Genomic DNA, 21615 nt, shown 5'->3' with positions numbered 1-21615 from the left:
GTCCATCGAGGTGTGTCGAACTGATCGGTAACCGAGTTGCCTAGGATGACGGGTAGCCTCGGTCGTTCACGGGCACGCAGTTGCCTGCCCCGGCGCCGGGTGGTGAGAGGAGCGCACATCGTGAACAGGGAGATCGCGCCGCTGGCCGATGACCACGTGCACTCTCCCGACCGTGCGCCGGTGCCACCCGCCCCGCAACGCTCGGGGGACGTGCTGGCCATGGCCGGTGACCTGCTGCGGGCGCTGGCCGCGCCGGTGCGGATCGCCATCGTGCTCCAGCTGCGGGCCTCGGAGCGCTGTGTGCACGAGCTGGTGGACGCGCTGGGGGTGGCCCAGCCGCTGATCAGCCAGCACCTGCGGGTGCTCAAGTCGGCCGGCGTGGTGCGCGGGGAGCGGCACGGCCGGGAGGTCGTGTACCGGCTGGTGGACGAGCACCTGTCGCACATCGTGGTCGACGCGGTCGCGCACGTGGAGGAGGGCCAGTGACAGTGAGCGAACGACCGGCCTCGGTGCCCGGACTGCGTTCGACCAAGCAGCGCGCCGCGGTCTCGAAGCTGCTGGACCAGGTGGATGAGTTCCGCTCCGCCCAGGAGATCCACGAGGAGTTGCGGCGGCGCGGCGAGGGCATCGGGCTGACCACGGTCTACCGCACCCTGCAGAGCCTGGCCGAGGTCGGCGAGCTGGACGTGCTGCGCACCGACTCCGGTGAGGCGATCTACCGGCGCTGCTCCCAGCACCACCATCACCACCTGGTGTGCCGCCGTTGCGGCCGCACCGTGGAGGTGGAGGGGCCGGATGTGGAGAAGTGGACCGAGCGGGTGGCGGCTGAGCACGGGTTCTCCGAGGTCAGCCACACCGTGGAGATCTTCGGCACCTGCGCCGACTGCACCGCGGCCTGAGCGGGAGCGCAGGGGCCAGCGCAGCCGGGCCAGCGCGACCGGACCGGGTCAGCGCGGCCGGAGAAGAAATCAGCGGCTCGGTTGTGCCGGGGCGCGAGCACCCCGGCACAACCGGCGTGAGCTACGCGGGCGGGTCGTCCTGGCAGCGGGCGCCGCGGGCCGGGAGTTCCTTGTCCACCAGGTAGTCCGCGGTCGCCTGGCGGGCGCAGACACTGTTGCTCAGGCCGCTGTGGCCCTCGCCGACGAAGGTCAGCAGCCGGGCGTTGTCCAGCGTCTTGGCCAGCACCACCGAGTCCTGGTACGGGGTGTCCGGGTCGCCGGTGGTGCCGATGACCAGGATCGGGGCCGAGCCCTTCGCCGACCAGGGACCCGCGTAGCGGCTGGCCTGCTTGGCTGACCACTGCTGACAGGCGGCGGCGTGCGAGTGGTCGTAGCCGGGGCTGCCGTAGGCGGCGACCGGGCCCAGGTGCGGGGTGAGCGCGGCGGCGACGGCCAGGCGGGCGCGCAGCTGGACCTTGCTCTTCGGGTAGACCCGGTCGGCGCATTCCACCGCGGTGTTGGCGGCGAAGAACGGGGCGTTCGTGCTGATCGGGCGGAGCAGGCGGCCAGTGCGGGACTGGGCCTCGGTCAGCTGGGCGGCCAGGGCCGGCCAGCTGGGGCGGCCGCCGTTGAGCGCGAAGATCATCCGGTAGGCCAGGCTGGCGCCGTTGGCGATGACCTTGCCGTCGGCGTCCTTGACCGGCTCGCGGTCCAGGTCGGCGACCAGCTGGTCGAAGGCCTTGCCCGGATTGCCCGTGCCGAAGGGGCACTTCTCGCTGGTGGCGCACCAGCTCAGGAAGCGCTCGAAGGCGGCCTCGGTGGCCAGGAACTGGCCGAGGTCGTAGCGGTACGGGTCGTTGGCGTAGGCCTCCGGGTCGTAGCCGCCGTCCAGGGCCAGCACCCGGAAGTTCTTCGGGAACAGGTTGGCGTAGACGGTGCCGATGTAGGTGCCGAAGGAGACGCCGTAGTAGTTGAGCTTGGCGTCACCCAGCGCGGCGCGCAGCACGTCGATGTCGCGGGCCACGTACTCGGTGCCCACGTACGGCAGCAGCGCCCCGCTGCGCGCCTGGCAGCCCGCGTTGAACTCGGCGGCGAAACGCTGGCCGCGCTCGAAGTCGCCGCGACCGCGGGTGGCGGGCATCTCGGCGAAGGCCGCGCGGGTCTGCTCGGCGTCCAGGCAGGCCAGCGCGGAGCTCTGGCCCACGCCGCGCGGGTCGAAGCCGACCACGTCGAAGCGCTCGGCCACCTCGGCGGGCAGCTCGGTCACCACCGACCTGGCGAAGCCCACGCCGGAGCCGCCCGGCCCGCCGGGGTTGACCAGCAGCGACCCGATCCGCTGGTCCGGCTTGCCAGCCGGGCGGCGGGACAGGGCGAGGGCCAGGGTGCCCTTGGCCAGGTCGCGGTAGTCCAGCGGCACCTGGGCGGTGGCGCACTGGAAGCCGTCGCCGGTGCCGCAGTCCCGCCAGTCCAGGCTGGGCACGGTCACGCCGGGCACGCCGCCGGGCAGCGCGGTGGCGGCCGTGGCGGGAGTGGCCGTGGCGGCGGGGGCGGCCACGGCGGTCAGGGTAAGCACGGCGGCGATCGCCACCGCGCGGCGCGGGTTCACCCGCATGCAGGGGTCCTCTCAGGTCAGGATTCGTACTGTTCGGCGGGGGCGGGGATCGGCTTGATCTCGCTCACGTCGAACGTCGGGGTGTAGGCGTTGGCCTCGGTGGCCGTGCCCGGCTGCACCCGGCCGGTCAGCTCCAGCCAGGAGTCGGCCGGGATCTCCTTCAGCTCCGGCACCCGGGGGCCGTCCAGCCGGACCTTCATCGGCTGGGCGTCGGCCGCGCAGCAGCCGATCACCATGCGCACCAGGTAGTTCACGCCCTTGTCCCGGTACATGAAGCCGGTCAGCCGGACGTCGCGGCCATTGAGCGTGCCCGAGTCGTCCCAGACCACCCTGGTGAGGAAGTCGGTCATCTTCATCGGGATCACCTGGCCGCCGGGCAGGGCCTCGAAGTTGGCGCTGCCGTTGCGCTTGCTGGGTTCGGTGATGGTCCGGGAGTCGTTCGGGTTCACCGAGGCCGCGCCCAGCGCGGGCGGGGCGATCAGGAAGATGGTCAGCACCGGCAGCAGCAGGAACCAGGGGCTGCGGGACTTGCCGTGCTCGTGCTCGTGGTCGTGGTCGTGACCGGGCTGGGCGGCGGCCGCCTCGGCGCAGACCGGGGCGGGCAGCGGCTTGGAGTTGTTCCGCATCCGGATGATGTCCTGGGCGATGGCGGTGAAGGCCAGGCCGAGCATGACCACCGCGGCGGCGATCAGGAACGGCAGGAACGAGGGCTTGACGTAGCGCAGGTACTGGCCGTTGAGCGCGATCTTGAGCAGCGCGCCGCCGAGCAGCACCAGCAGGACGTTCTGCGTCTCACGTCGCATCAGCGCACCTCACCGAAGACGAGCAGGAAGGCGCCGACCCCGCACAGGATCGCCACCAGGAAGGTCAGCGGCGCGAACCGCAGCACGAACTTGCGCCCGAAGGTGCCAGCCTGCAGCGCGATCAGCTTGACGTCCACCGCGGGCCCGACCACCAGGAACACCAGCCTGGGCAGCAGCGGCAGCGCGGACATGCTGGCCGCGACCAGCGCGTCGGCCTCGCTGCACAGCGCCATGACCACCGCGGCCACCGCCATCACCAGCACGCCCAGCACGATCTGGCCGGACAGCGAGCTGAAGAAGTCGCTCGCGGTCACCTTGAGCACCGCGGCGATGATGCCGCCGATCACCAGGAACCCGCCTGCCTCGACCAGGTCGTGCCGGGCGGTCTCGGCGAAGACGCCCCAGCGGGAGACCCCGGCCGGGCGCTCGTAGCGGCGCAGCGCGCGCTCGGCGATCCACTCGGTCTTGCCGAAGCGCACCCACAGCCAGCCCATCACCACCGCGGTGGCCAGCGATCCGGCGAAGCGGGCCACCACCATCAGCGGCTCGCCCTGGAAGGCGACCGCGGTGGAGCCGAGCACGATCGGGTTCACCGCGGGCGCGGCCAGCAGGAAGGTCAGCGCGACCGCGGGCCGCACGCCCTGCTGCATCAGCCGCCCGGACACCGGCACCGCGCTGCACTCGCAGCCCGGCAGCGCCAGCCCGGCCAGCCCGGCCACCGGCACCGCGACCGCCTGGTTGCCGGGCAGCAGCTTGCGCAGCCGCTCCGGTGAGACGAACGCGGCGATCGCGCCGCTGATCAGCACGCCGAGCACCAGGAACGGCATGGCCTGGATGCACACGGAGATGAACACCGTGGAGGCGGTGCGGATCCGCTCGTCGGTCAGCATGGAGGCGATCTGCCCCTGGAAGAGGATGGCCAGCAGCAGGACCACGCAGAGGACTTCCAGCGAGGTGATCCCCCGGCCCCGTGGCTTGTGCCCGGTGGGCTCGGCCGTCTCGGTCGCAGCGGTGCTCACGGGAGCCATGCTGCCATGCGACTGGGCGAATCGATAACGGTTCCCGAGAGCGGGCCGATCGGGCTAGTCCGCTGCTCCGGTCAGGGCCCAGGGGCTGGGACGGGCTCCCTGGGGTCTGGCGCGGGTGAATACCGTGGGGGGTCGAGCCTGACCACGGCGACGAAGGGGTGGCGCATGACCTACACACTCGGCTGGGACGACGGCGTGGTGGTGGCCATCGACCAGCGGGTGCTGCCGCATGACCTGCGGTGGTTGCGGCTGGCCACGGTCGAGGAGGTGATCGAGGCGATCGCCACGCTGGCCGTGCGCGGAGCGCCCGCGATCGGCCTGGCCGGGGCGTTCGGCGTGGCGCTGTCCGCGCACCTGCACACCGACCACGAGGTGGTCCGGGCCGACGCGGAGCGGCTGGCGCAGGCCAGGCCGACCGCGGTGAACCTGGCCTGGGGCGTGCGGCGGGCGCTGGAGCGGCTGCCCGAGGGCAAGCAGGCGGTGCTGGCCGAGGCGCTGGCCATGCTGGCCGAGGACGAGGCGACCAACCGGACCGCCGCCCGGCAGGCCGCGGACCTGGTGCTCTCGCTCACCCCGGACCGGCCGCTGCGGGTGCTCACGCACTGCAACACCGGCAGGCTGGCCACCGCGGCCTGGGGCACCGCGCTGGGCGCGATCAGCGACCTGGCCGGGCGCGGACGGGTCGAGGAGGTGCTGGTCGATGAGACCAGGCCGCTGTTGCAGGGCGCCCGGCTGACCGCGTGGGAGCTGGCCGAGCAGGGCATCCCGCACCGGCTGCTGGTCGACTCGGCCGCCGCCGCGGCCATGTCGCTGGGCCAGGTGGACGTGGTGCTGGTGGGCGCGGACCGGATCACCGCGCGCGGCGACGTGGCCAACAAGATCGGCACCTACGGGCTGGCGGTGTCCGCGGCCCGGCACCGGATCCCGTTCATCGTGGTCGCGCCGGAGTCGACCGTGGACGAGACGCTGGCGCACGGCTCGCAGATCGTGGTCGAGGAGCGGGCCGCCGAGGAGGTCACCGCCTTCGGTGGCACGCCGGTGGCCCCGGCCGGGGTCGCGGTGTTCAACCCGGCCTTCGACGTCACCCCGGCCGAGCTGGTCAGCGCGGTGGTCACCGAGCGGCGGGTGTGGCGGCCCAACCACGGCGCGGCGCTGGCCGGGCGGCTGGCCTCAGCCATCGGCGAGGGCCTCGACCTGTCCGGGGTCTACACCGACCCCGCCCTGTTCGGCGCGGCCGCCGGCGCGCTGGCCGAGGAGTTCCGCGGTTCCTTCGACGCGGTGCTCGGCCTGGCCTCCGGCGGGCTGCTGCTGGGCGCCGCGCTGGCCAGGCACGCCGAGGTGCCGCTGGTGCTGCCGGGCAACCCGGTGGCGCCCGGCACCAGGGTGCTGGTGGTGGACGAGGTGCTCGGCGACCGGCTCGGCGACGCAGCCGAGCTGGTCTGGGGCAGCGGCGGCACGGTGGCCGGGTTCGGCGTGCTGGTGGTGGAGCAGGGCACCGATCCGGAGAAGCTGGCCCCGCACAAGGTGATCGCGCTGGCCGAGGTGGCCTCGTGAGCGCGGGCGCGACCCTGGTCGCGGCCTCCCGGGAGCTGTACCAGCGGGGCTGGCTGCCCGGCACCGCGGGCAACATCTCGGTGCGGGTCTCGCCGGAGACCGCGCTCATCACCGCCAGCGGCCGGGACAAGGGCGCGCTGACCGAGTCCGACACCGTGCTGGTCTCGGTGGACACCTCGGCCGCGGTCTCCCCGGACGCGCCGAGGCCCTCGGCGGAGACCACCATCCACACCGCGATCTACCGGGCCACCAAGGCCGAGGCCGTGGTGCACACGCACTCCCCGTACGCCACCGCGGTGGCCACCCTCGAAGGCCACCGCAGCCAACTGTCCACAGTGGACATCCAAGGCTTCGAGCTGTTGAAGGGACTCGGGTTGCGCGATCCCAGCGCGACCACGGTGCCGGTGTTCCCCAACCACGCCGACGTGCCGAGGATCGCCGCCGAGGTGGAGCGCTACCTGATCGAGCACCCGGACGCGCCGCCGGTGGTGCTGATCGAACATCATGGCCTCACCACCTGGGGAGCGGACTACGCGCAGGCCCGCAACCGCATGGAGTGCGTGGAGTCGATCTGCCAGTTGCTGCTGCTGTTGAAAGGACGTGCGTTCTCATGACGCTCTTGCAGGTCATGCCGGAAGACGAGCCCACCACCGTCGAGCTGCGCACCAGGGACGCCGAGAAGATCCGCGCCACGCTGGCCGAGCTGGGCGTGGAGTACGAGAACTGGGCGACCAGGGAGCTGCCCGCCAAGGCCGGTCAGGACGCCGTGCTGGCCGCCTACGCCGAGGAGGTGGCCGGCCTCAAGGCCAAGGGCGGGTTCCGGCTGGTGGACGTGGCCGCGCTGCGCCCCGACCCCGAGGACGAGACCTACCCCGAGCGCGCGGCCAAGGCCCGCGGCACCTTCCTGGACGAGCACCGGCACAGTGAGAACGAGGTGCGCTTCTTCGTCGCCGGTCAGGGCTGCTTCTACCTGCACCTGAACCAGCGGGTGTACGCGGTGGTGTGCGAGGCCGGCGACCTGCTCTCGGTGCCGGCCGGGACCACGCACTGGTTCGACATGGGCCCGACCCCGGACTTCGTGGCGATCCGGTTCTTCGAGGAGGAGGACGGCTGGGTCGGCGACTTCACCGGCGACCCGATCGCGGCCAAGTTCCCGCGGCTGGACGAGCTGGTGGCGGAGCCCGCGTGAGCAAGCCGCAGGCGGTGGTCCTGGACATCGAGGGCACCACGAGTCCGCTGGCCGCCGTGCACGAACAGCTCTTCCCCTACGCCAGGGCCAGGGTGGCGGACTGGCTGGCCGAGCACCGGGGCGCCCCGGCGGCGACCGAGGTCCTCGACGGGGTGCGCGCCGAGCTGGGCGAACCCGGGGCGGACGAAGGCCGGGTGGTGGCGACGCTGGTCGGCTGGATCGACGCCGACGTCAAGGCCAAACCGCTCAAGCAGCTCCAGGGCCTGATCTGGCACAGCGGGTTCCTGGCCGGTGACCTGCGCGGACAGGTCTACCCGGACGTGCCGGTCGCGCTCAAGGCCTGGCACGGCGCGGGCATCGGGCTGCACGTCTACTCCTCCGGGTCGGTGGCCGCGCAGCGGGACTGGTTCGCCCACAGCGACCACGGCGACCTCTCCGGCTACCTCAGCGGCCACTTCGACCTGGCCACCGCCGGCCCCAAGCGCGAGGCGGAGTCCTACCGGCGGATCAGCGCGGCGCTGGGCGTGCCCGCGGCGGAGACGCTGTTCCTCTCCGACGTGGCCGCCGAGCTGGACGCGGCGGTCGAGGCGGGCTGGCAGGCGGTCGGCGTGCGGCGGCCCGGCGAGGCGCACGGCCCGGCGGGCGCACACCGCTGGATCGCCGAGTTCGGCGAGCTGGAGTTGAGCTGACCGGTGTTCCGCGCCCTGCGCGCAGGGCGCGGAACACCGCTGGTCACTCGGTCTGGCCCGCCGCTTCCAGCAGCTCGGCGCGCAGTTGGGAGGCGGTGGAGACCACCAGCATCAGCAGCGTGCTCAGCGGGGCCGCGCCCATGCCCTCGGCCGGGAAGGCGTAGCGCAGGGTGACGTCCATGCCGGTGCCGGTGCGGATCACGCCCAGCGTGCCGAACAGGCCCTGACCAGCGCGTTCGGCGGCCGAGGCGGCCAGCTTCTCGTCGTCGGGCAGGTCCCAGGCGACCACGCAGGTGAGGCTGAGCACGGTCAGGCCCTCCGACAGCTGCATGGCCTGCACCGCGCACGGCACCTCGCCGTGCCGGAAGGTCAGCGCGCCGTCGTCGTCGACGTGCACGTCGTGGAACATCTCCAGCGCTTCCCGTGCTGCGGTCAGCAGGGTCGCGGTGGTCAGCGCCTCGGTCACCGGGTGCCTCCGGTCACGGGCTCGATGCCGACGATCCCGGCCGGGCTGTCCGGCACCGGGTTGGGCAGGGCCCCACCGTAGCGGCGGTCACGCATCGCGTACTCCTCGCAGGCCCGCCACAGGTGTGTGCGGTCGAAGTCCGGCCACAGGATGTCCTGGAACACCATCTCGGCGTAGGCGGACTGCCAGGGCAGGAAGTTGCTGGTGCGCATCTCGCCGCTGGGGCGGATGAACAGGTCCACGTCCGGCATCTCCGGCTGGTACATGTGCCTGCTGAGCATCTTCTCGTCGACCTTGTCCGGGTTGATCTTCCCGGCGGCGGCCAGCCGGGCGATCTCGCGGGTGGCGTCGGCGATCTCGGCGCGGCCGCCGTAGTTCAGGCACATGGCCAAGTTGATCACGGAGTTGTCCTTGGTGCGCTCCTGCGCGACCTCCAGCTCCTTGATCACGCTGCGCCACAGCTTCGGCCTGCGGCCCGCCCAGCGGATGTTCACCCCGAGCTCGTCCAGCTCGTCGGTGCGGTCCCGGATCACGTCCCGGCTGAAGCCCATCAGGAACCGCACCTCATCCGGGGTGCGCTTCCAGTTCTCGGTGGAGAAGGTGTACAGCGAGAGCCATTTCACACCCAGCTCGATCGCGCCCTTGACCACCTCGACCACGACCGCCTCGCCCCGCTTGTGCCCCTCGGTGCGCGGCAGCCCGCGCTCCTTGGCCCAGCGGCCGTTGCCGTCCATCACCACGGCGATGTGCTGGGGCACCAGGTCGGCGGGGATCGCCGGCGGGCGCGCGCCGGAGGGATGCGGATCCGGTGGCCGGACGCTCTTGTCAGCGCGTCCACCCCGCCGTCGCAGCATCGTCGGCTTCCTCCTCATCGTGAGAACAACTAGGCCTGCGGCTCGGGCACCACTGCCGAGCGCTTGCGTTCCACCAACGGTAGCGAACGCAGCTGGCGCTCCAGATGCCACTGCAGGTGCGCGGCCACCAGGCCACTGCCCTCCCGCCGCGCGGAGTGGCTGGCCTGCTCGGCGACCGGCCAGTCACCGTGCAGCAGCGCCTCCAGCAGCCCCAGGGTCTCCTGGGTCGGCTTGGTCGAGCCCGGCGGGCGGCACCGGTGGCAGACCGCGCCACCGGCCTGCACGCTGAAGGACTGGTGCGGGCCGGGCTCCCCGCACCGGGCGCACTCGCTGAGCGCGGGCGCCCACCCGGCGTAGCCCATGGCCCTGAGCAGGAAGGCGTCCAGCACCAGCGGCGCCTCCCGACTGTTGTCAGCCAGGGCCCGCAAGGCGCCCACGACCAGCATATACAGCCGCAGCGCGGGCGCGTTCTCCTCGGCGGTGAGCCGGTCGGCGGTCTCCAGCACCGCGCAGGCGGCGGTGTAGCGCGGGTAGTCGCCGACGATCCCGGCACCGAAGGCGTCCAGGGTCTGCACCTGGGTGATCACATCCAGCGTGCGGCCGGTGTAGAGCTGCACGTCGACGTGGCAGAACGGCTCCACCCTGGCGCCGAAGCGGGAGGTCATTCGCCGCACGCCCTTGGCCACCGCGCGCACCTTGCCGTGCCGCCGGGACAGCAACGTGACGATGCGGTCCGCCTCGCCCAGCTTCTGCACCCGCAGCACCACGCCGGTGTCGCGGTAGAGACTCACCCGGTCATCGTCCCATGCCGGGACGACAGGCTCAGAACCCGAGGCGGCGCAGCTGCTTGGGGTCCCGCTGCCAGTCCTTGGCGATCTTGACGTGCAGGTCCAGGTAGACCTTGGTGCCGAGCAGGCTCTCGATGTGCTTGCGCGCGGTCGAGCCGACCTGCTTGAGCCGGGCCCCCTTGTGCCCGATCATGATCCCCTTCTGGCTGTCCCGCTCCAGGTAGACCACGGCGTGCACATCGATCATGTCGGTGCGGCCGGGGTGCGGCACCATCTCCTCCACGGTGACCGCGATGGAGTGCGGCAGCTCGTCCCGCACGCCCTCCAGGGCGGCCTCCCGGATCAGCTCGGCGACCAGGGTGGCCTCCGGCTCGTCGGTCAGCTCACCGTCGGGGTAGAGCTGCGGGCCGCGCGGCAGCCGGTCCACGAGCAGCTGGGTCAGCGTCTCGACCTGGAAGCCGTCCACCGCGGAGACCGGGATCAGGTCGGTGAACTCCATGATCTCCTGCAACGCGAGCAGCTGCTGGGCCACCACCTCCTGGCTCACCAGGTCGGTCTTGGTGATGACGCCGATCACCGGGGTGTTCTTGGAGATCTTCTTCAGCTCGGCCGCGATGAACTTGTCACCCGGGCCGACCGGCTGGTCGGCAGGCACGCACAGGCCGACCACGTCGACCTCCGACCAGGTCTCCCGGACCAGGTCGTTGAGCCGCTGGCCGAGCAGGGTGCGCGGCCGGTGCAGGCCGGGGGTGTCCACGATGACCAGCTGCGCGTCCGGCCGGTGCACCACGCCGCGGATGGTGTGCCGGGTGGTCTGCGGGCGGCTGGAGGTGATGGCGACCTTGGTGCCGACCAGTGCGTTGGTGAGGGTGGACTTGCCTGCGTTCGGCCTGCCGACGAAGCAGGCGAAGCCGGAGCGGTGGGTGTCACTGACGCTGGTCACCCGACCATTCTCGCAGCTCCCCGGTGAACCACTCCCTGGACTCCGGCCTGAGCAGGGCCTGCAGCACGAGCGCCGCGAAGACCAACGGGATCACCGCCTGCGGCAGCAGCTCGCCCATCATCAGCCCGCCGACGATGTTGAGCAGCGCGCCCGCCACCACCACCCACTCCACCCCCAGCGCGGTGAAGCGCACCCAGGGCTCGCGGTGGCCGAACCGCGTCACGCACACCAGCAGCAGCACCATCGCCAGCAGCGAGACCACCAGCAGCAGGGCCTGCACGCCCAGGTTCCCCCTTTCCCACGCGCGTTCGCTCTCCTGGGACAGCAGGACGAGCGCGAGCCCGCCGAGGGCCAGGTTCAGCACGGCCTGGATGATGATCACTACTCGCGCGACGCGCAGCTGTTTCGGCATGCCGCCTGTTGTAGGGCAGGACTACCGGGAGCCCTCCCGGACCGGCGGGCTGATCCGGTGCAGCTCCAGGGTCTCCGGCAGCGGCGCCCGGCCCGGCCCGCCGGCGGCCAGCCACTTGGCCAGGTCGCCGAGCACCGCCTCGCCGAGCACAAACCCGAGCCAGACCGGTTTGCCGCCGCCGGGTCGCTGCACCACGACCACGTTGGACTGCGCGCACACGTCGAGGCAGTCCGAGACGGTCACCCTGGCCCCGTGCTCCTCGGCGATCTCGCGCAGCCTGCGCAGCTGCTCGTCGTGGTCGAGCTCGGGGTGCTTGCGGGTGGTCCCGCAGCAGCAGTCACGGCACACGGTCAGGCGCACAGGCGTTCACGCTACGGGGCAACCGGCGCCGGGACCGAGCGCTTGGCGCGCAACGTGGTGATCATCATGGACGCCACCGCCGCGATCATGCACAGTCCGGCGGCCAGGTACCAGGAGGCGGTGTAGTTGCCCAGGTGCTCGCGCAGCAGGCCCGCGCCGGTGGCCGCGATGGCCGCGCCGACCTGGTGCGCGGCGAAGACCCAGCCGAAGACCACCGGTCCGTCCTGGCCGAAGTGCTCCCGGCAGAGCGCGACCGTGGGCGGCACGGTGGCCACCCAGTCCAGGCCGTAGAAGATGATGAAGACCAGCATGCTGGGCCCGGCGCTGGCGTCGAACAGGCTGGGCAGGACGAACAGCGACACCCCGCGCAGCAGGTAGTAGGCGCCGAGCAGCAGCCGGGAGTCGACCCGGTCGGTCAGCCAGCCGGAGAGCACGGTGCCGGCGATGTCGAAGACGCCGACCAGGGCGAGCAGTCCGGCCGCGGTGGTGGTGGGCATGCCGTGGTCGTGCGCGGCCGGGATGAAGTGCGTGCCGACCAGGCCGTTGGTGCTCATGCCGCAGATCGCGAAGCCGATGGCCAGGAACCAGAAGGCCTTGGTGCGCGCGGCGGTGGCCAGCACGGACAGGGCGCGCTTGGCCGCGCCGCCGGCCGGCCTTGGCGGCAGCTCGGGTGCGCCGGTGGCGCCGTAGGCGGTCAGGCCGAGCTCGGCCGGGTGGTCCCGCAGCAGCCCCAGCACCAGCGGCACCACCGCGAGCGCGCCCAGGGCGACCGCCAGCGCGGCCCAGCGCCAGCCGTACTGCTCCACCAGCAGCGCCTGCAACGGCAGGAACACCAGCTGACCGGCCGCGCTGCCCGCGGTGAGCACGCCGGTGACGACGCCGCGCTGCTTGACGAACCAGCGGGTGGTGATGGTGGCCACGAAGGCCAGTGCCATCGACCCGGTGCCCAGTCCGACCAGCACGCCCCACAGCAGCACCAGCTGCCAGGAGGCGGTCATGAACACGGTCAGCCCGCTGCCCGCGGCGACCAGCGCCAGCGCGCAGGCCACCACCCTGCGCACGCCGAAGCGCTCCATCAGGGCCGCGGCGAACGGGGAGGTCAGGCCGAAGAGCAGCAGGTTGATCGAGACGGCCAGCGAGAGGGTGCCCAGCGGCCAGCCGAACTCCTGTTGCAGGGGGTTGATCAGCACGCCGGGGGTGGCGCGGAAACCGGCGGCGCCGACCAGCGCGACGAAGGCCACGGCGGCGACCACCCAGGCCCGGTGCAGGCGGGGACGGGTGAGCTGAGTCTGGGTCACCGAGCCAGCCTCGGTGCGCGGGCCGCCGCGGACGAGTGGCCCGAAGGCCAACATGTGCAAGGATCGGGCCATGGACCGTCCGCACCGGGTCGCCGTGCTGACCTTCGACCACGCCGCCGGGGTCGACCTCGGCGTGCCGCCCCAGGTCTTCGGCACCGCCGCCCGCGGTGACCGAGGCGAGCCGCTCTACCAGGTGCGCGTGTGCACCCCGCACGGCGGGCCGGTGCGGGCCGCGGCCGGGTACCAGGTGCTGCCCGAGCACGGCCTGGAGGCCTTCGAGTGGGCGGACACGGTGGTGGCCACCGGCGTGCACGACGGCCCGATCGTGACCGACGGGGTGCTGCCGGCGGGCGTCGGCGAGGCGTTCCAGGCCGCGCTGGCGGCCGGGAAGCGGGTGCTGTCCATCTGCACCGGGTCCTTCGCGCTGGCCGCGGCCGGACTGCTGGACGGCCGGCCGGCGGCCACGCACTGGCGCTGGGTCAAGCGGTTCCGGCGGCTGTTCCCCGAGGTGGACCTGCGGCCGGAGGTGCTCTTCGTCGACGACGGCCAGCTGCTCACCTCGGCGGGCGTGGCCGCGGGCCTTGACCTGTGCCTGCACGTGGTGCGCCTGGACCACGGCAGCGGGGTGGCCAACCGCAGCGCCCGGCGCTGCGTGGTCGCGCCCTGGCGGGACGGCGGGCAGGCCCAGTTCATCGAGCGCCCGCTGCCGGTGGAGCCGGACTCGGGCACCACCGAGGTCCGCGAGTGGATGCTGGGCAACCTGGAACGCCCGCTGGACCTGCGCGAGCTGGCCGCGCGGGCGCGGATGAGCGTGCGCACCTTCACCCGCCGCTTCCGCGAGGAGACCGGCCTGAGCCCAGGGCAGTGGCTGGTCCGGCAGCGGGTGGAGCTGGCCAGGCGGCTGCTGGAGGAGACCGACCTGGCGGTGGACCGGATCGCCGCCCAGGCCGGTTTTGGCACCGCGGCCTCACTCCGGTCCCACCTGCGGGCCCAGCTCGGCACCGCGCCCAGCAGCTACCGGCGCACCTTCCGCCGCACCGGCTGAGCGGGTTTTTCAGCTCCCGCCGCCGGGCTGCTCGCCGCGGTCGTCCGCGGCTCAGTGCGTGGTGTGCACCTCGCCGTCGGCGCCCGCCACGTGCAGCGGGGCCTTCGGGGCCAGGTCGCGCAGGGCGGACCGGGACGCCTCGTCGGCCTCGGCCGCCGCCGTGACCACCGCCGCCGCCTCCAGGCCCTCCGCCCCGCTGGACACCGCGGCGGCGACCGCGGCCTGCAGGGCGGTCAGCTTCAGCGAGGGCAGGGCGACCGTGGTGGCGGCGTAGGTGCGGCCGTCGGTGTCGCGGACCGCGGCGCCCTCGGCGGCGCCGGTGCGGGCGCGGGAGGCGCGGGCCAGCACGACCAGCTTGCTGTCTTCCGGGTCGAGTGCGGCAGGGTCGAGCTCAGGCACGGGAGTCCTTTCCGTCGGCTTCGGCCGGGGCGGCCGGGGTGAGTGTGCTGACCGGGGACACCAGCACGGTGGTGATCCGCATCCGGCCGCGGTTGTCCTTGCCGCCCTCGGCACGCAGCCGCAGGCCCTCGATCTCGGCCTCCGCGCCCGGCAGCGGGACCCGGCCCAGCCGCTGGGCCAGCAGGCCGCCCACGGTCTCCACCTCGGAGTCGTCCAGCTCGACGCCGAAGTAGGCGCCAAGGTCCTCCACCGGCAGCCGGGAGACCACCCGGACCGCGGGGGTGCCGTCGCCGAGCACCTCGATCGGCGGGCGCTCGTCCGCGTCGTGCTCGTCGGTGATCTCGCCGACGATCTCCTCGATGATGTCCTCGATGGTGAGCAGCCCGGCGGTGCCGCCGTACTCGTCCACCGCGATGGCCAGGTGGTTGCGGGAGAGCTGCATCTCCTTGAGCAGCTCGGCCAGCCGCTTGGAGTCGGGCACGAAGCTGGCCGGGCGCATCAGCTCGCGCACCCCGACCGTGCGGTCGGCCTCGGCCGCGCCCTCCACCGAGGAGCGCACCAGGTCCTTGAGGTTCACCACGCCGACCACGTCGTCCACGCTCTCCCCGATCACCGGGATGCGGGAGAACCCGGTGCGCAGGCACAGCGCGAGGGCCTGCCGGACCGACTTGTCCTGCTCGATCCAGACGATCTCGGTGCGCGGCACCATGACCTCGCGGGCGATGGTGGCGCGCAGCTCGAACACCGAGTGGATCATCTCGCGCTCGCCCGCGGCCACCACGCCGCGTTCCTGGGCCAGGTCGACCAGCTCGCGCAGCTCGACCTCGGAGGAGAACGGGCCCTCCCGGAAACCGCGGCCGGGGGTGATCGCGTTACCGATCAGGATCAGCAGCCTGGCCAGCGGCCCGAGCACGGTGACCAGCGCGCGCACCGGCCCGGCGACCAGGACGCCGACGCCGTAGGGGTGCTGGCGGCCGATGGTGCGCGGGCCGACGCCGACCAGCACGTAGCTGGTCACCAGCATGCTCAGCATGGCCACCAGCGCGGCCAGCCAGGCGGTGTCGATCCAGAACAGGCAGGCGAAGGTGACCAGCACGGTGGCGGCCAGCTCGCAGCCCAGTCGCAGCAACAGCAGCAGGTTGATGTGCCGGGGCCGGTCGGCCACCACCAGCGCGAGCTGGCGGGCCCCTGCCCTGCCCTGCCGGACCAGCGCGTCCACCCTGGCCCTGGAGACCGTGCCCAGCGCCGCGTCGGCGGCGCCGAAGACCCCGGCGGCGAGCACCAGCAGGACCGCGATGACGACCAGCGTCACGGGGTCGGACATCGCCGTCGCCGCCTCAGCCCGCGGGGTCGGCGTCCGCGCGCCGCTCCGGCTCCGCGGCGGGCGCCCCGGTCGCCGGTTCCCCTGCCACCGGTGCCCCGGCCTCGGTGGCCGCGTCGTGCAGGCCGACCGCGCCGAGCACCTTGTCATCGGCGGCGCGCTGCTGCTCCTGCGCCCGCGCGGTGCGGAAGTCGGCGAGGATGCGGTTCTGCAGGGAGAACATCTCCCGCTCCTCCTCCGGCTCGGCGTGGTCGTAGCCGAGCAGGTGCAGCACGCCGTGCACGGTGAGCAGGTGCAGCTCGTCGGTGAGGCTGTGCCCCGCCTTGCGCGCCTGGTCCTTGGCGAAGGCCGGGCAGAGCACGATGTCGCCGAGCAGCGCGGGACCGACCCCGGCCGCGTCGGGGCGGCGGGCGGAGTCCAGCTCGTCCATCGGGAAGGCCATCACGTCGGTGGGGCCCGGCAGGTCCATCCACCGCTCGTGCAGGTCGGACATCACGTCCAGCTCGACCAGCAGCACGGACAGCTCGGCCAGCGGGCTCACGCCCATGCGGTCCAGCGCGAACCTCGCCGCGTCGACGATCGAGGTCTCCTCGACCCCGACCCCGGACTCGTTGGCGATCTCGATGCTCAACGCCTTGCCTTTCGGGTGTGGGCACGCTGCGCCGCGGCGCCGTTGTCCGCGTTGTCCTGCACGACCTGCCAGCGGTCGTAGGCGTCCACGATCTCCCCGACCAGCCGGTGCCGGACCACGTCCTGGCTGGTCAGGATCGAGAAGTGCACGTCGTCCACACCGTCGAGGATCTCCCGGACCACCTTCAGGCCGCTGCGCTGCCCGCCGGGCAGGTCGACCTGGGTGATGTCGCCGGTGACCACGATCTTGGAGCCGAAGCCGAGCCGGGTGAGGAACATCTTCATCTGCTCGGGCGTGGTGTTCTGCGCCTCGTCCAGGATGATGAAGGCGTCGTTGAGGGTGCGGCCGCGCATGTAGGCCAGCGGCGCCACCTCGATCGTGCCGGCCTGGGTCAGCCGCGGGATCGACTCCGGGTCGACCATGTCGTGCAGCGCGTCGTAGAGCGGCCGCAGGTACGGGTCGATCTTGTCGTAGAGGGTGCCCGGCAGGTAGCCCAGCCGCTCCCCCGCCTCGACCGCCGGCCTGGTCAGGATGATCCGGCTGACCTGCTTGGCCTGCAACGCCTGCACGGCCTTGGCCATGGCCAGGTAGGTCTTGCCGGTGCCCGCCGGGCCGATGCCGAAGACCACGGTGTTCGCGTCGATGGCGTCCACGTAGCGCTTCTGGTTCAGCGTCTTGGGCCGGATGGTCCGCCCGCGCCGGGAGATGATGTTGAGGCTGAGCACCTCGGCGGGGGACTCGGCGGTGCCGGCGTCGAGCATGGCCACCGTGCGCCGCACCGCGTCCTGCCCGACCGGCTGGCCCTTGCCCGCCAGGGTGACGAGCTCGGCGAAGACGCGTCCGGCGAAGGCGACGTCGGCCGGATCGCCGGTCAGCGTGAGTTCGTTGCCCCGCACGTGCACGTCGGCGGTGAGCAGCTCCTCCAGCAGACGCAGGTTCTCGTCGCGGGAGCCGAGCAGCGCCAGGACTGCGGAGTCGGGCAGGGAGATCTTCGACCCGGGCTGGGTCGCTTCACCAGGTGCGGTACCGGCCACGTGGCCTCGGGCCTGCTTTCTGCGGTGCTTGCGTTGATGGGTCTCTGTCGGGATTGATGCTAACGCCAGCCCCTGACGAACCCCACCGCAATAGGCCCTTGGCCGCTCAGGTGCTCAGGTCGCTGCCCGGGAACAGCTCCTGGATGTGGTCGTCCAGCAGCTGCGACATCAGCTCCGGCGACATCGCCTCCGGGGCGATCAGGCCGTGCAGGACCAGGCCGTCGGTGAGCGCGAGCAGCCGCAGCGCCTCGCGTTCGGGGTCGGCGCCCGGCCGCAGGATGCCCTCGGCCCTGGCCTCGCGCAGCCGGTCCAGCAGCCAGTAGGCGACCTCCTCATCGCCCTTGCGGCCCGCGGCGCGCAGCACCGGGTCGACCCTGGCGCGGCTGACGAAGGCCATCCAGACCTCGGCGGAGACCTTGCTGTCGGCGTCCAGCGGCAGCAGCGTGCGCATCAGGTTGCGCACCCGCCACGGCGCGGAGTGGTCCTGCGGCAGGCGGCCGTGCTCGTCGGCGGCGCGGGCCCGTTCGGTGAACTTCTCCGCGGCCAGGTCCATCGCGAAGTGCAGCAGCGCGTCCTGGGTCGGGAAGTAGTGCCGCAGCGCGCCTGCCGACCAGCCGGACTCCGCGGCCACCGCGCGCACCGAGGCGCGTTCCACGCCGTCGCGCTGGACGACCCGCCACACGGCCTGGGCCAGCTCCCGGCGGCGGGCCTCGTGGTCGACGAGTTTGGGCACTGTACTTTTCTAGCACAGGCGTGTTATAAAAATTCTCCAGCGCGATTCCACCGGCAGAGTGGATACGAACCTCGACACAGAGCCTGCCAAGCCACAACCCCGGACTTACCACAGGGTGGGTGATGGGGGTGGTTGCGTCGCGACGGAGCCTGGGGGTCACACCCTCGCGACGCCACCGCGCCGGACCGAGGGGGGAGGTGTCCGGCGATCCTTCGGGTGCCCGTCACCCGAGGCCAGTTTCCGGCAAGTGCTCTGAGGTGGGCCGACGAAGGCTGCCCCAGAACTTTCTTGCCCGTCGGCGACAGAGCGTAGCTCCTCTCCGGCCCCTCGCGCTACACCTCGACCGAATGGATCACGCCGCTCGGCGCGCGAAAGCTGCCGTTTGGCGATCGATCGCTGGGCCGGTCGCCATTTCCCGTGGCCGAGGTAGCAGAACTGCGCGGAAGTGGTTGCTAACGAGCACTTTCGCCACTGCCGCCACCAGCTGCCCAGCGACCGGTCAGCACACCCAGCGCACCCAGCGCGACCGCCGCGGCGGTGGAGGCGCGCAGCACGGTGTGCCCCAGCCGCACTGGGACCGCTCCCGATTCAGTGAGTCGCGCGATCTCGCTCTCCGTGATCCCGCCCTCCGGGCCGACCACGATCAGCAGCTCCCCCTCGGCAGGCAGCTCGACCTCGGCCAAGCCCACCTCGGCGGCCTCGTGCAGCACCAACGTGCGCGCGCTGTCCTTGACCAGCTGGGTGAGCTGTCCGGTGCCGAGCGGCTCGCCGACCTCGGGGACCCAGGCCCGGCGGGCCTGTTTGGCCGCCTGGAGGGCCGTGGAGCGCCACCGGGCCAGTGCCTTGGCCCCGCGCGGTCCGTCCTCCCAGCGGGCCACACAGCGGGCCGCGCGCCACGGGTGCACCGCGTCCACCCCGGCCTCGGTGGCCAGCTCGACCGCCAGCTCCCCGCGATCGCCCTTGACCAGCGCCTGCACCAGGGTGACCCGGGGGCTGGGCGCGGGTTCGAGCCGGCGCGCCAGCACCTCAAGACCGAGGAAGTCCTTGCCGACCTCGGTCACCGCGCACCGGGCCAGGCCGCCGGCGCCGTCGGAGAGCACCAGGTGCTCCCCGACGCGCATCCGGCGCACCGTGGCCGCGTGTCTGCCCTCCGGTCCGTCCAGCCGCGCTGAGTCCCCGCTAGGGAGCTCGTCGACGTGGAAGACCGCGTCGCCGTGGATCAACGCTGGCCGAAGGAGTGCCGCAGCCTGGAGAACAGGCCGCCGCCGCGCCCGTTGGCGTTGGTGGCCAGCTCGGAGGCCTCCTCGCCGCGCAGCTCGGCGAGCTGGCGCAGCAGCGCGGTCTGTTCCTCGTCCAGCTTGGTCGGCACCACGACCTCGACGTGCACGTGCAGGTCGCCGCGCCCGTCCACCCGGCCGGAGGAGCGCAGCCGGGGCATGCCCTTGCCGGGCAGCAGCAGCTCGGTGTCCGGCTGGGTGCCCGGGTCCAGCGGCAGCTCCTCCACGCCGTCCAGGGTCTGCATCGGGATGGTCGCGCCCAGTGCGGCCGCGGTCATCGGCACCCGGATCGTGCAGTGCAGCTCGGTGCCCTCGCGGGTGAAGGTGTCGTGCGGCAGCTCCTCGACCTCGACGTAGAGGTCACCGGCCGGTCCGCCGCCGGGGCCGACCTCGCCCTGGCTGGCCAGCCGGACCCGCATGCCGTCGGCCACACCCGGCGGGATCTTGACGTTGATGGTGCGCCGCGAGCGCACCCTGCCCTCGCCCGCGCACTGCTGGCAGGGGTCGGGGATGACCTCGCCGAAGCCGCGGCAGACCGGGCACGGCCGGGCGGTGACCACCTGGCCGAGGAAGGAGCGCTGCACGGACTGCACCTCGCCGCGCCCGCCACAGGTGTCGCAGCGGATCGGCGAGCTGCCCTTGGCGCAACCGGCGCCCTCGCACAGGTCGCACAGGATCGCGGTGTCCACGGTCAGCTCGCGGGTGATGCCGCTGGCGCACTCCTCCAGGGTGGCCTCCAGCCGGATCAGCGCGTCCGAGCCGGGCTGGGTCCGGCTGCGCGGGCCCCGGCTGGCCGGGCCGCCGCCGAAGAAGGCGTCCATGATGTCGCCGAGGCCGAACCCGGCGAACGGGTCGCCCATGCCGCCGCGTCCGCCACCCCCGCCGCCACCGGGCGAGAGCGGGTCACCGCCGAGGTCGACGATCTTGCGCTTCTCCGGGTCGGAGAGCACCTCGTAGACCGCGGTCACCTCACGGAAACGCTGCTGGGCACTCTCCTCCGGGTTCACGTCCGGGTGCAGCTCGCGGGCGAGCTTGCGGTACGCCCGCTTGATCTCCTCTTGCGACGCGTCCGAACGCACGCCGAGAGTGCCGTAGTAGTCCCTTGCCACCGTCTCCCAGTCCTTCTTCCCTCAGCCAGCCGCCGCTCAGCGGCCGGCCAGGATGTCTCCCACATATGCGGCAACGGCGCGGACAGCCGCCATCGTTCCCGGGTAGTCCATTCTTGTCGGCCCCACCACACCCATGCCGCCGAGCACGGTGCCCGCGGAGGAGCCGTAGCCGATGGAGACCACGGAGGTGCTGCGCATCTCCTCGGCCTCGTTCTCCTCCCCGATCCGCACCGTGATCGTCGACTGGTCGTGCGCCGCCTGCAGCAGCTTGAGCACGACGACCTGCTCCTCCAAGGCTTCCAGCACGCTGCGCAGGGAGTTGGGGAAGTCGGCCACGTTGCGGGTCAGGTTCGCGGTGCCGCCGAGCAGCAGCCGCTCCTCCGGATGCTCCACCAGCGACTCGATCAGCGCGGTGCACACCCGGATCATGATGTCGCGCAGCTCGCTCGGCGCCGACTCCGGCAGCTCGGCCACCCGCGCGGAGGCATCGGCGAGCCTGCGCCCGACCAGGGTGGAGTTGAGCACGGAGCGCACCCTGGCCACGTCCTCGGTGCTGATCACATCGCCCAGGTCGACCATGCGCTGCTCGACCCGGCCGGTGTCGGTGATGGTCACCAGCATCAGCCTGGCCTGCGTGATCGGCACCACCTCGATGTGCCGGACCGAGGACCGGGTCAGCGTCGGGTACTGCACCACGGCCACCTGCCTGGTCAGCTGCGCCAGCAACCGCACGCTGCGCCGGAGCACGTCGTCCAGGTCCATCGCCCCGTCCAGGAACGCCTGGATCGCCCTGCGCTCGGCCGTGGACAGCGGCTTGACCTCGGTCAGCCGGTCCACGAAGACCCGGTAGCCCTTGTCCGTGGGCACCCGGCCGGCGCTGGTGTGCGGCTGGGTGATGTAGCCGTCCTCCTCCAGCACCGCCATGTCGTTGCGCACCGTCGCGCTGGACACCCCGAGGTTGTGCCGGTCGACCAGCGCCTTGGACCCGACCGGCTCCTGGGTGTTGACGTAGTCGGCGACGATCGCCCGCAACACCTCGAAGCGGCGGTCGTCCGGCGACCCTGTGTTCACCGCGCGTCACCTCCTTGTCCGAGTCAAGTCTAGGGCGTGTCCGCCGGGCCTCGTGCGTGAG

The 21615-nt window shown here is 72.5% G+C and carries 23 protein-coding genes and 2 pseudogenes; 7 read left to right on the top strand and 18 right to left on the bottom strand.

The features are described from left to right. The first annotated feature begins 141 nt into the window (after window positions 1-141). On the top strand, window positions 142-486 hold the full coding sequence (locus M8C13_RS17890) for a metalloregulator ArsR/SmtB family transcription factor (RefSeq protein ID WP_246493137.1): 345 nt from the start codon (window positions 142-144) through the stop codon (window positions 484-486). Further along, window positions 483-899, top strand: coding sequence for a Fur family transcriptional regulator (locus M8C13_RS17885; RefSeq protein ID WP_252481757.1), 417 nt, complete (start codon window positions 483-485; stop codon window positions 897-899). The genes M8C13_RS17890 and M8C13_RS17885 overlap by 4 nt, the downstream gene beginning before the upstream one ends. 121 nt (window positions 900-1020) lie before the next feature. On the opposite strand, the gene M8C13_RS17880 is transcribed toward M8C13_RS17885, so the two are convergent. From M8C13_RS17880 to M8C13_RS17870, 3 genes are read right to left on the bottom strand one after another with little or no spacing between them, the layout of a single operon-like run. Further along, on the bottom strand, window positions 1021-2550 hold the full coding sequence (locus M8C13_RS17880; RefSeq protein WP_252481756.1) for an alpha/beta fold hydrolase: 1530 nt from the start codon (window positions 2548-2550) through the stop codon (window positions 1021-1023). Window positions 2551-2567: 17 nt separating this feature from the next. Then, window positions 2568-3353, bottom strand: a complete 786-nt coding sequence (locus M8C13_RS17875; RefSeq protein WP_252481755.1) for a TIGR03943 family protein — start codon at window positions 3351-3353, stop codon at window positions 2568-2570. Further along, a complete protein-coding gene (locus tag M8C13_RS17870) occupies window positions 3353-4381 on the bottom strand; it encodes a permease (protein ID WP_374213088.1) in 1029 nt (342 codons plus the stop codon). The genes M8C13_RS17875 and M8C13_RS17870 overlap by 1 nt, the downstream gene beginning before the upstream one ends. A 165-nt stretch (window positions 4382-4546) precedes the next feature. Here M8C13_RS17870 and mtnA point away from each other — a divergent pair. The 4 genes and pseudogenes from mtnA to mtnC form a co-directional block, all read left to right on the top strand. Then, a pseudogene (mtnA, locus tag M8C13_RS17865) lies at window positions 4547-5527 on the top strand (S-methyl-5-thioribose-1-phosphate isomerase); the annotation flags it as partial. A gap of 404 nt (window positions 5528-5931) precedes the next feature. Next, the gene (gene mtnB, locus M8C13_RS17860) at window positions 5932-6549 is read left to right on the top strand and encodes a methylthioribulose 1-phosphate dehydratase (RefSeq protein ID WP_252481753.1); all 618 of its coding nucleotides are present in this window, start codon (window positions 5932-5934) and stop codon (window positions 6547-6549) included. After that, window positions 6546-7124, top strand: coding sequence for an acireductone dioxygenase (locus tag M8C13_RS17855; RefSeq protein ID WP_252481752.1), 579 nt, complete (start codon window positions 6546-6548; stop codon window positions 7122-7124). The genes mtnB and M8C13_RS17855 overlap by 4 nt, the downstream gene beginning before the upstream one ends. Further along, window positions 7121-7813: an acireductone synthase gene (gene mtnC, locus M8C13_RS17850; protein WP_252481751.1), complete on the top strand. Its 693-nt coding sequence runs from the start codon at window positions 7121-7123 to the stop codon at window positions 7811-7813. The genes M8C13_RS17855 and mtnC overlap by 4 nt, the downstream gene beginning before the upstream one ends. 43 nt (window positions 7814-7856) lie before the next feature. On the opposite strand, the gene M8C13_RS17845 is transcribed toward mtnC, so the two are convergent. Genes M8C13_RS17845 through M8C13_RS17815 form a run of 7 tightly spaced genes read right to left on the bottom strand, consistent with a single transcriptional unit; the run spans window position 7857 to window position 13006 of the window. After that, window positions 7857-8279, bottom strand: coding sequence for a YbjN domain-containing protein (locus M8C13_RS17845; RefSeq protein ID WP_308202814.1), 423 nt, complete (start codon window positions 8277-8279; stop codon window positions 7857-7859). Continuing rightward, window positions 8276-9133, bottom strand: a complete 858-nt coding sequence (locus tag M8C13_RS17840) for an isoprenyl transferase (RefSeq protein ID WP_252481750.1) — start codon at window positions 9131-9133, stop codon at window positions 8276-8278. Before M8C13_RS17840 ends, M8C13_RS17845 begins: the two co-directional genes overlap by 4 nt. Before the next feature lie 29 nt (window positions 9134-9162). Next, window positions 9163-9924, bottom strand: coding sequence for a DNA repair protein RecO (gene recO / locus M8C13_RS17835; RefSeq protein ID WP_252481749.1), 762 nt, complete (start codon window positions 9922-9924; stop codon window positions 9163-9165). A gap of 31 nt (window positions 9925-9955) precedes the next feature. Beyond that, complete coding sequence (gene era, locus M8C13_RS17830; RefSeq protein ID WP_252481748.1) at window positions 9956-10864, bottom strand: GTPase Era; 909 nt, start codon at window positions 10862-10864, stop codon at window positions 9956-9958. Beyond that, the gene (locus M8C13_RS17825) at window positions 10848-11276 is read right to left on the bottom strand and encodes a hypothetical protein (RefSeq protein WP_252481747.1); all 429 of its coding nucleotides are present in this window, start codon (window positions 11274-11276) and stop codon (window positions 10848-10850) included. The genes era and M8C13_RS17825 overlap by 17 nt, the downstream gene beginning before the upstream one ends. Before the next feature lie 21 nt (window positions 11277-11297). After that, entirely contained in the window at window positions 11298-11636 is a 339-nt protein-coding gene (locus M8C13_RS17820; protein ID WP_252481746.1) for a (2Fe-2S) ferredoxin domain-containing protein, read from the bottom strand. Between the two features lie 11 nt (window positions 11637-11647). After that, entirely contained in the window at window positions 11648-13006 is a 1359-nt protein-coding gene (locus tag M8C13_RS17815; protein WP_252481745.1) for an MFS transporter, read from the bottom strand. Between M8C13_RS17815 and M8C13_RS17810 the strand changes: the two genes are divergently transcribed. Beyond that, the gene (locus M8C13_RS17810) at window positions 13005-13979 is read left to right on the top strand and encodes a GlxA family transcriptional regulator (RefSeq protein ID WP_252481744.1); all 975 of its coding nucleotides are present in this window, start codon (window positions 13005-13007) and stop codon (window positions 13977-13979) included. The two genes, M8C13_RS17815 and M8C13_RS17810, sit on opposite strands and share 2 nt — an antisense overlap. 51 nt (window positions 13980-14030) lie before the next feature. Here M8C13_RS17810 and M8C13_RS17805 read toward each other — a convergent pair whose 3' ends face one another. The 8 genes and pseudogenes from M8C13_RS17805 to hrcA form a co-directional block, all read right to left on the bottom strand. Beyond that, entirely contained in the window at window positions 14031-14378 is a 348-nt protein-coding gene (locus tag M8C13_RS17805) for a cytidine deaminase (protein WP_252481743.1), read from the bottom strand. Further along, the gene (locus M8C13_RS17800) at window positions 14371-15702 is read right to left on the bottom strand and encodes a hemolysin family protein (protein ID WP_252481742.1); all 1332 of its coding nucleotides are present in this window, start codon (window positions 15700-15702) and stop codon (window positions 14371-14373) included. The genes M8C13_RS17805 and M8C13_RS17800 overlap by 8 nt, the downstream gene beginning before the upstream one ends. A 112-nt stretch (window positions 15703-15814) precedes the next feature. Continuing rightward, a pseudogene (gene ybeY / locus M8C13_RS17795) lies at window positions 15815-16330 on the bottom strand (rRNA maturation RNase YbeY); the annotation flags it as partial. Further along, window positions 16327-17364: a PhoH family protein gene (locus M8C13_RS17790; RefSeq protein ID WP_252481741.1), complete on the bottom strand. Its 1038-nt coding sequence runs from the start codon at window positions 17362-17364 to the stop codon at window positions 16327-16329. The gene M8C13_RS17790 and the pseudogene ybeY, both read right to left, overlap by 4 nt. Before the next feature lie 106 nt (window positions 17365-17470). Then, window positions 17471-18097, bottom strand: coding sequence for a TetR/AcrR family transcriptional regulator (locus tag M8C13_RS17785; RefSeq protein WP_252481740.1), 627 nt, complete (start codon window positions 18095-18097; stop codon window positions 17471-17473). Window positions 18098-18549: 452 nt separating this feature from the next. Then, window positions 18550-19317: a 16S rRNA (uracil(1498)-N(3))-methyltransferase gene (locus M8C13_RS17780; RefSeq protein WP_252481948.1), complete on the bottom strand. Its 768-nt coding sequence runs from the start codon at window positions 19315-19317 to the stop codon at window positions 18550-18552. After that, window positions 19317-20483, bottom strand: coding sequence for a molecular chaperone DnaJ (gene dnaJ / locus M8C13_RS17775; RefSeq protein ID WP_252481739.1), 1167 nt, complete (start codon window positions 20481-20483; stop codon window positions 19317-19319). Before dnaJ ends, M8C13_RS17780 begins: the two co-directional genes overlap by 1 nt. Window positions 20484-20519: 36 nt before the next feature. Next, window positions 20520-21554, bottom strand: coding sequence for a heat-inducible transcriptional repressor HrcA (gene hrcA, locus M8C13_RS17770; protein WP_252481738.1), 1035 nt, complete (start codon window positions 21552-21554; stop codon window positions 20520-20522). Between the last annotated feature and the right edge of the window lie 61 nt (window positions 21555-21615).

This window comes from Crossiella sp. SN42 (assembly GCF_023897065.1).
Classification (GTDB): Bacteria; Actinomycetota; Actinomycetes; order Mycobacteriales; family Pseudonocardiaceae; genus Crossiella.
The sequence above is the reverse complement of the archived record's forward strand: the minus strand, read 5'-3'. Positions and strand labels throughout refer to the sequence as shown.

What these genes read in the sequence shown, in the direction of transcription:
- M8C13_RS17840 (WP_252481750.1), bottom strand. Translation starts at nt 9,133, where the DNA reads ATGCTGCGACGGCGGGGTGGACGCGCTGACAAGAGCGTCCGGCCACCG.
- M8C13_RS17855 (WP_252481752.1), top strand. Translation starts at nt 6,546, where the DNA reads ATGACGCTCTTGCAGGTCATGCCGGAAGACGAGCCCACCACCGTCGAG.
- M8C13_RS17815 (WP_252481745.1), bottom strand. Translation starts at nt 13,006, where the DNA reads ATGGCCCGATCCTTGCACATGTTGGCCTTCGGGCCACTCGTCCGCGGC.
- M8C13_RS17880 (WP_252481756.1), bottom strand. Translation starts at nt 2,550, where the DNA reads ATGCGGGTGAACCCGCGCCGCGCGGTGGCGATCGCCGCCGTGCTTACC.
- M8C13_RS17875 (WP_252481755.1), bottom strand. Translation starts at nt 3,353, where the DNA reads ATGCGACGTGAGACGCAGAACGTCCTGCTGGTGCTGCTCGGCGGCGCG.
- M8C13_RS17870 (WP_374213088.1), bottom strand. Translation starts at nt 4,381, where the DNA reads ATGGCTCCCGTGAGCACCGCTGCGACCGAGACGGCCGAGCCCACCGGG.
- M8C13_RS17810 (WP_252481744.1), top strand. Translation starts at nt 13,005, where the DNA reads ATGGACCGTCCGCACCGGGTCGCCGTGCTGACCTTCGACCACGCCGCC.
- M8C13_RS17800 (WP_252481742.1), bottom strand. Translation starts at nt 15,702, where the DNA reads ATGTCCGACCCCGTGACGCTGGTCGTCATCGCGGTCCTGCTGGTGCTC.
- M8C13_RS17825 (WP_252481747.1), bottom strand. Translation starts at nt 11,276, where the DNA reads ATGCCGAAACAGCTGCGCGTCGCGCGAGTAGTGATCATCATCCAGGCC.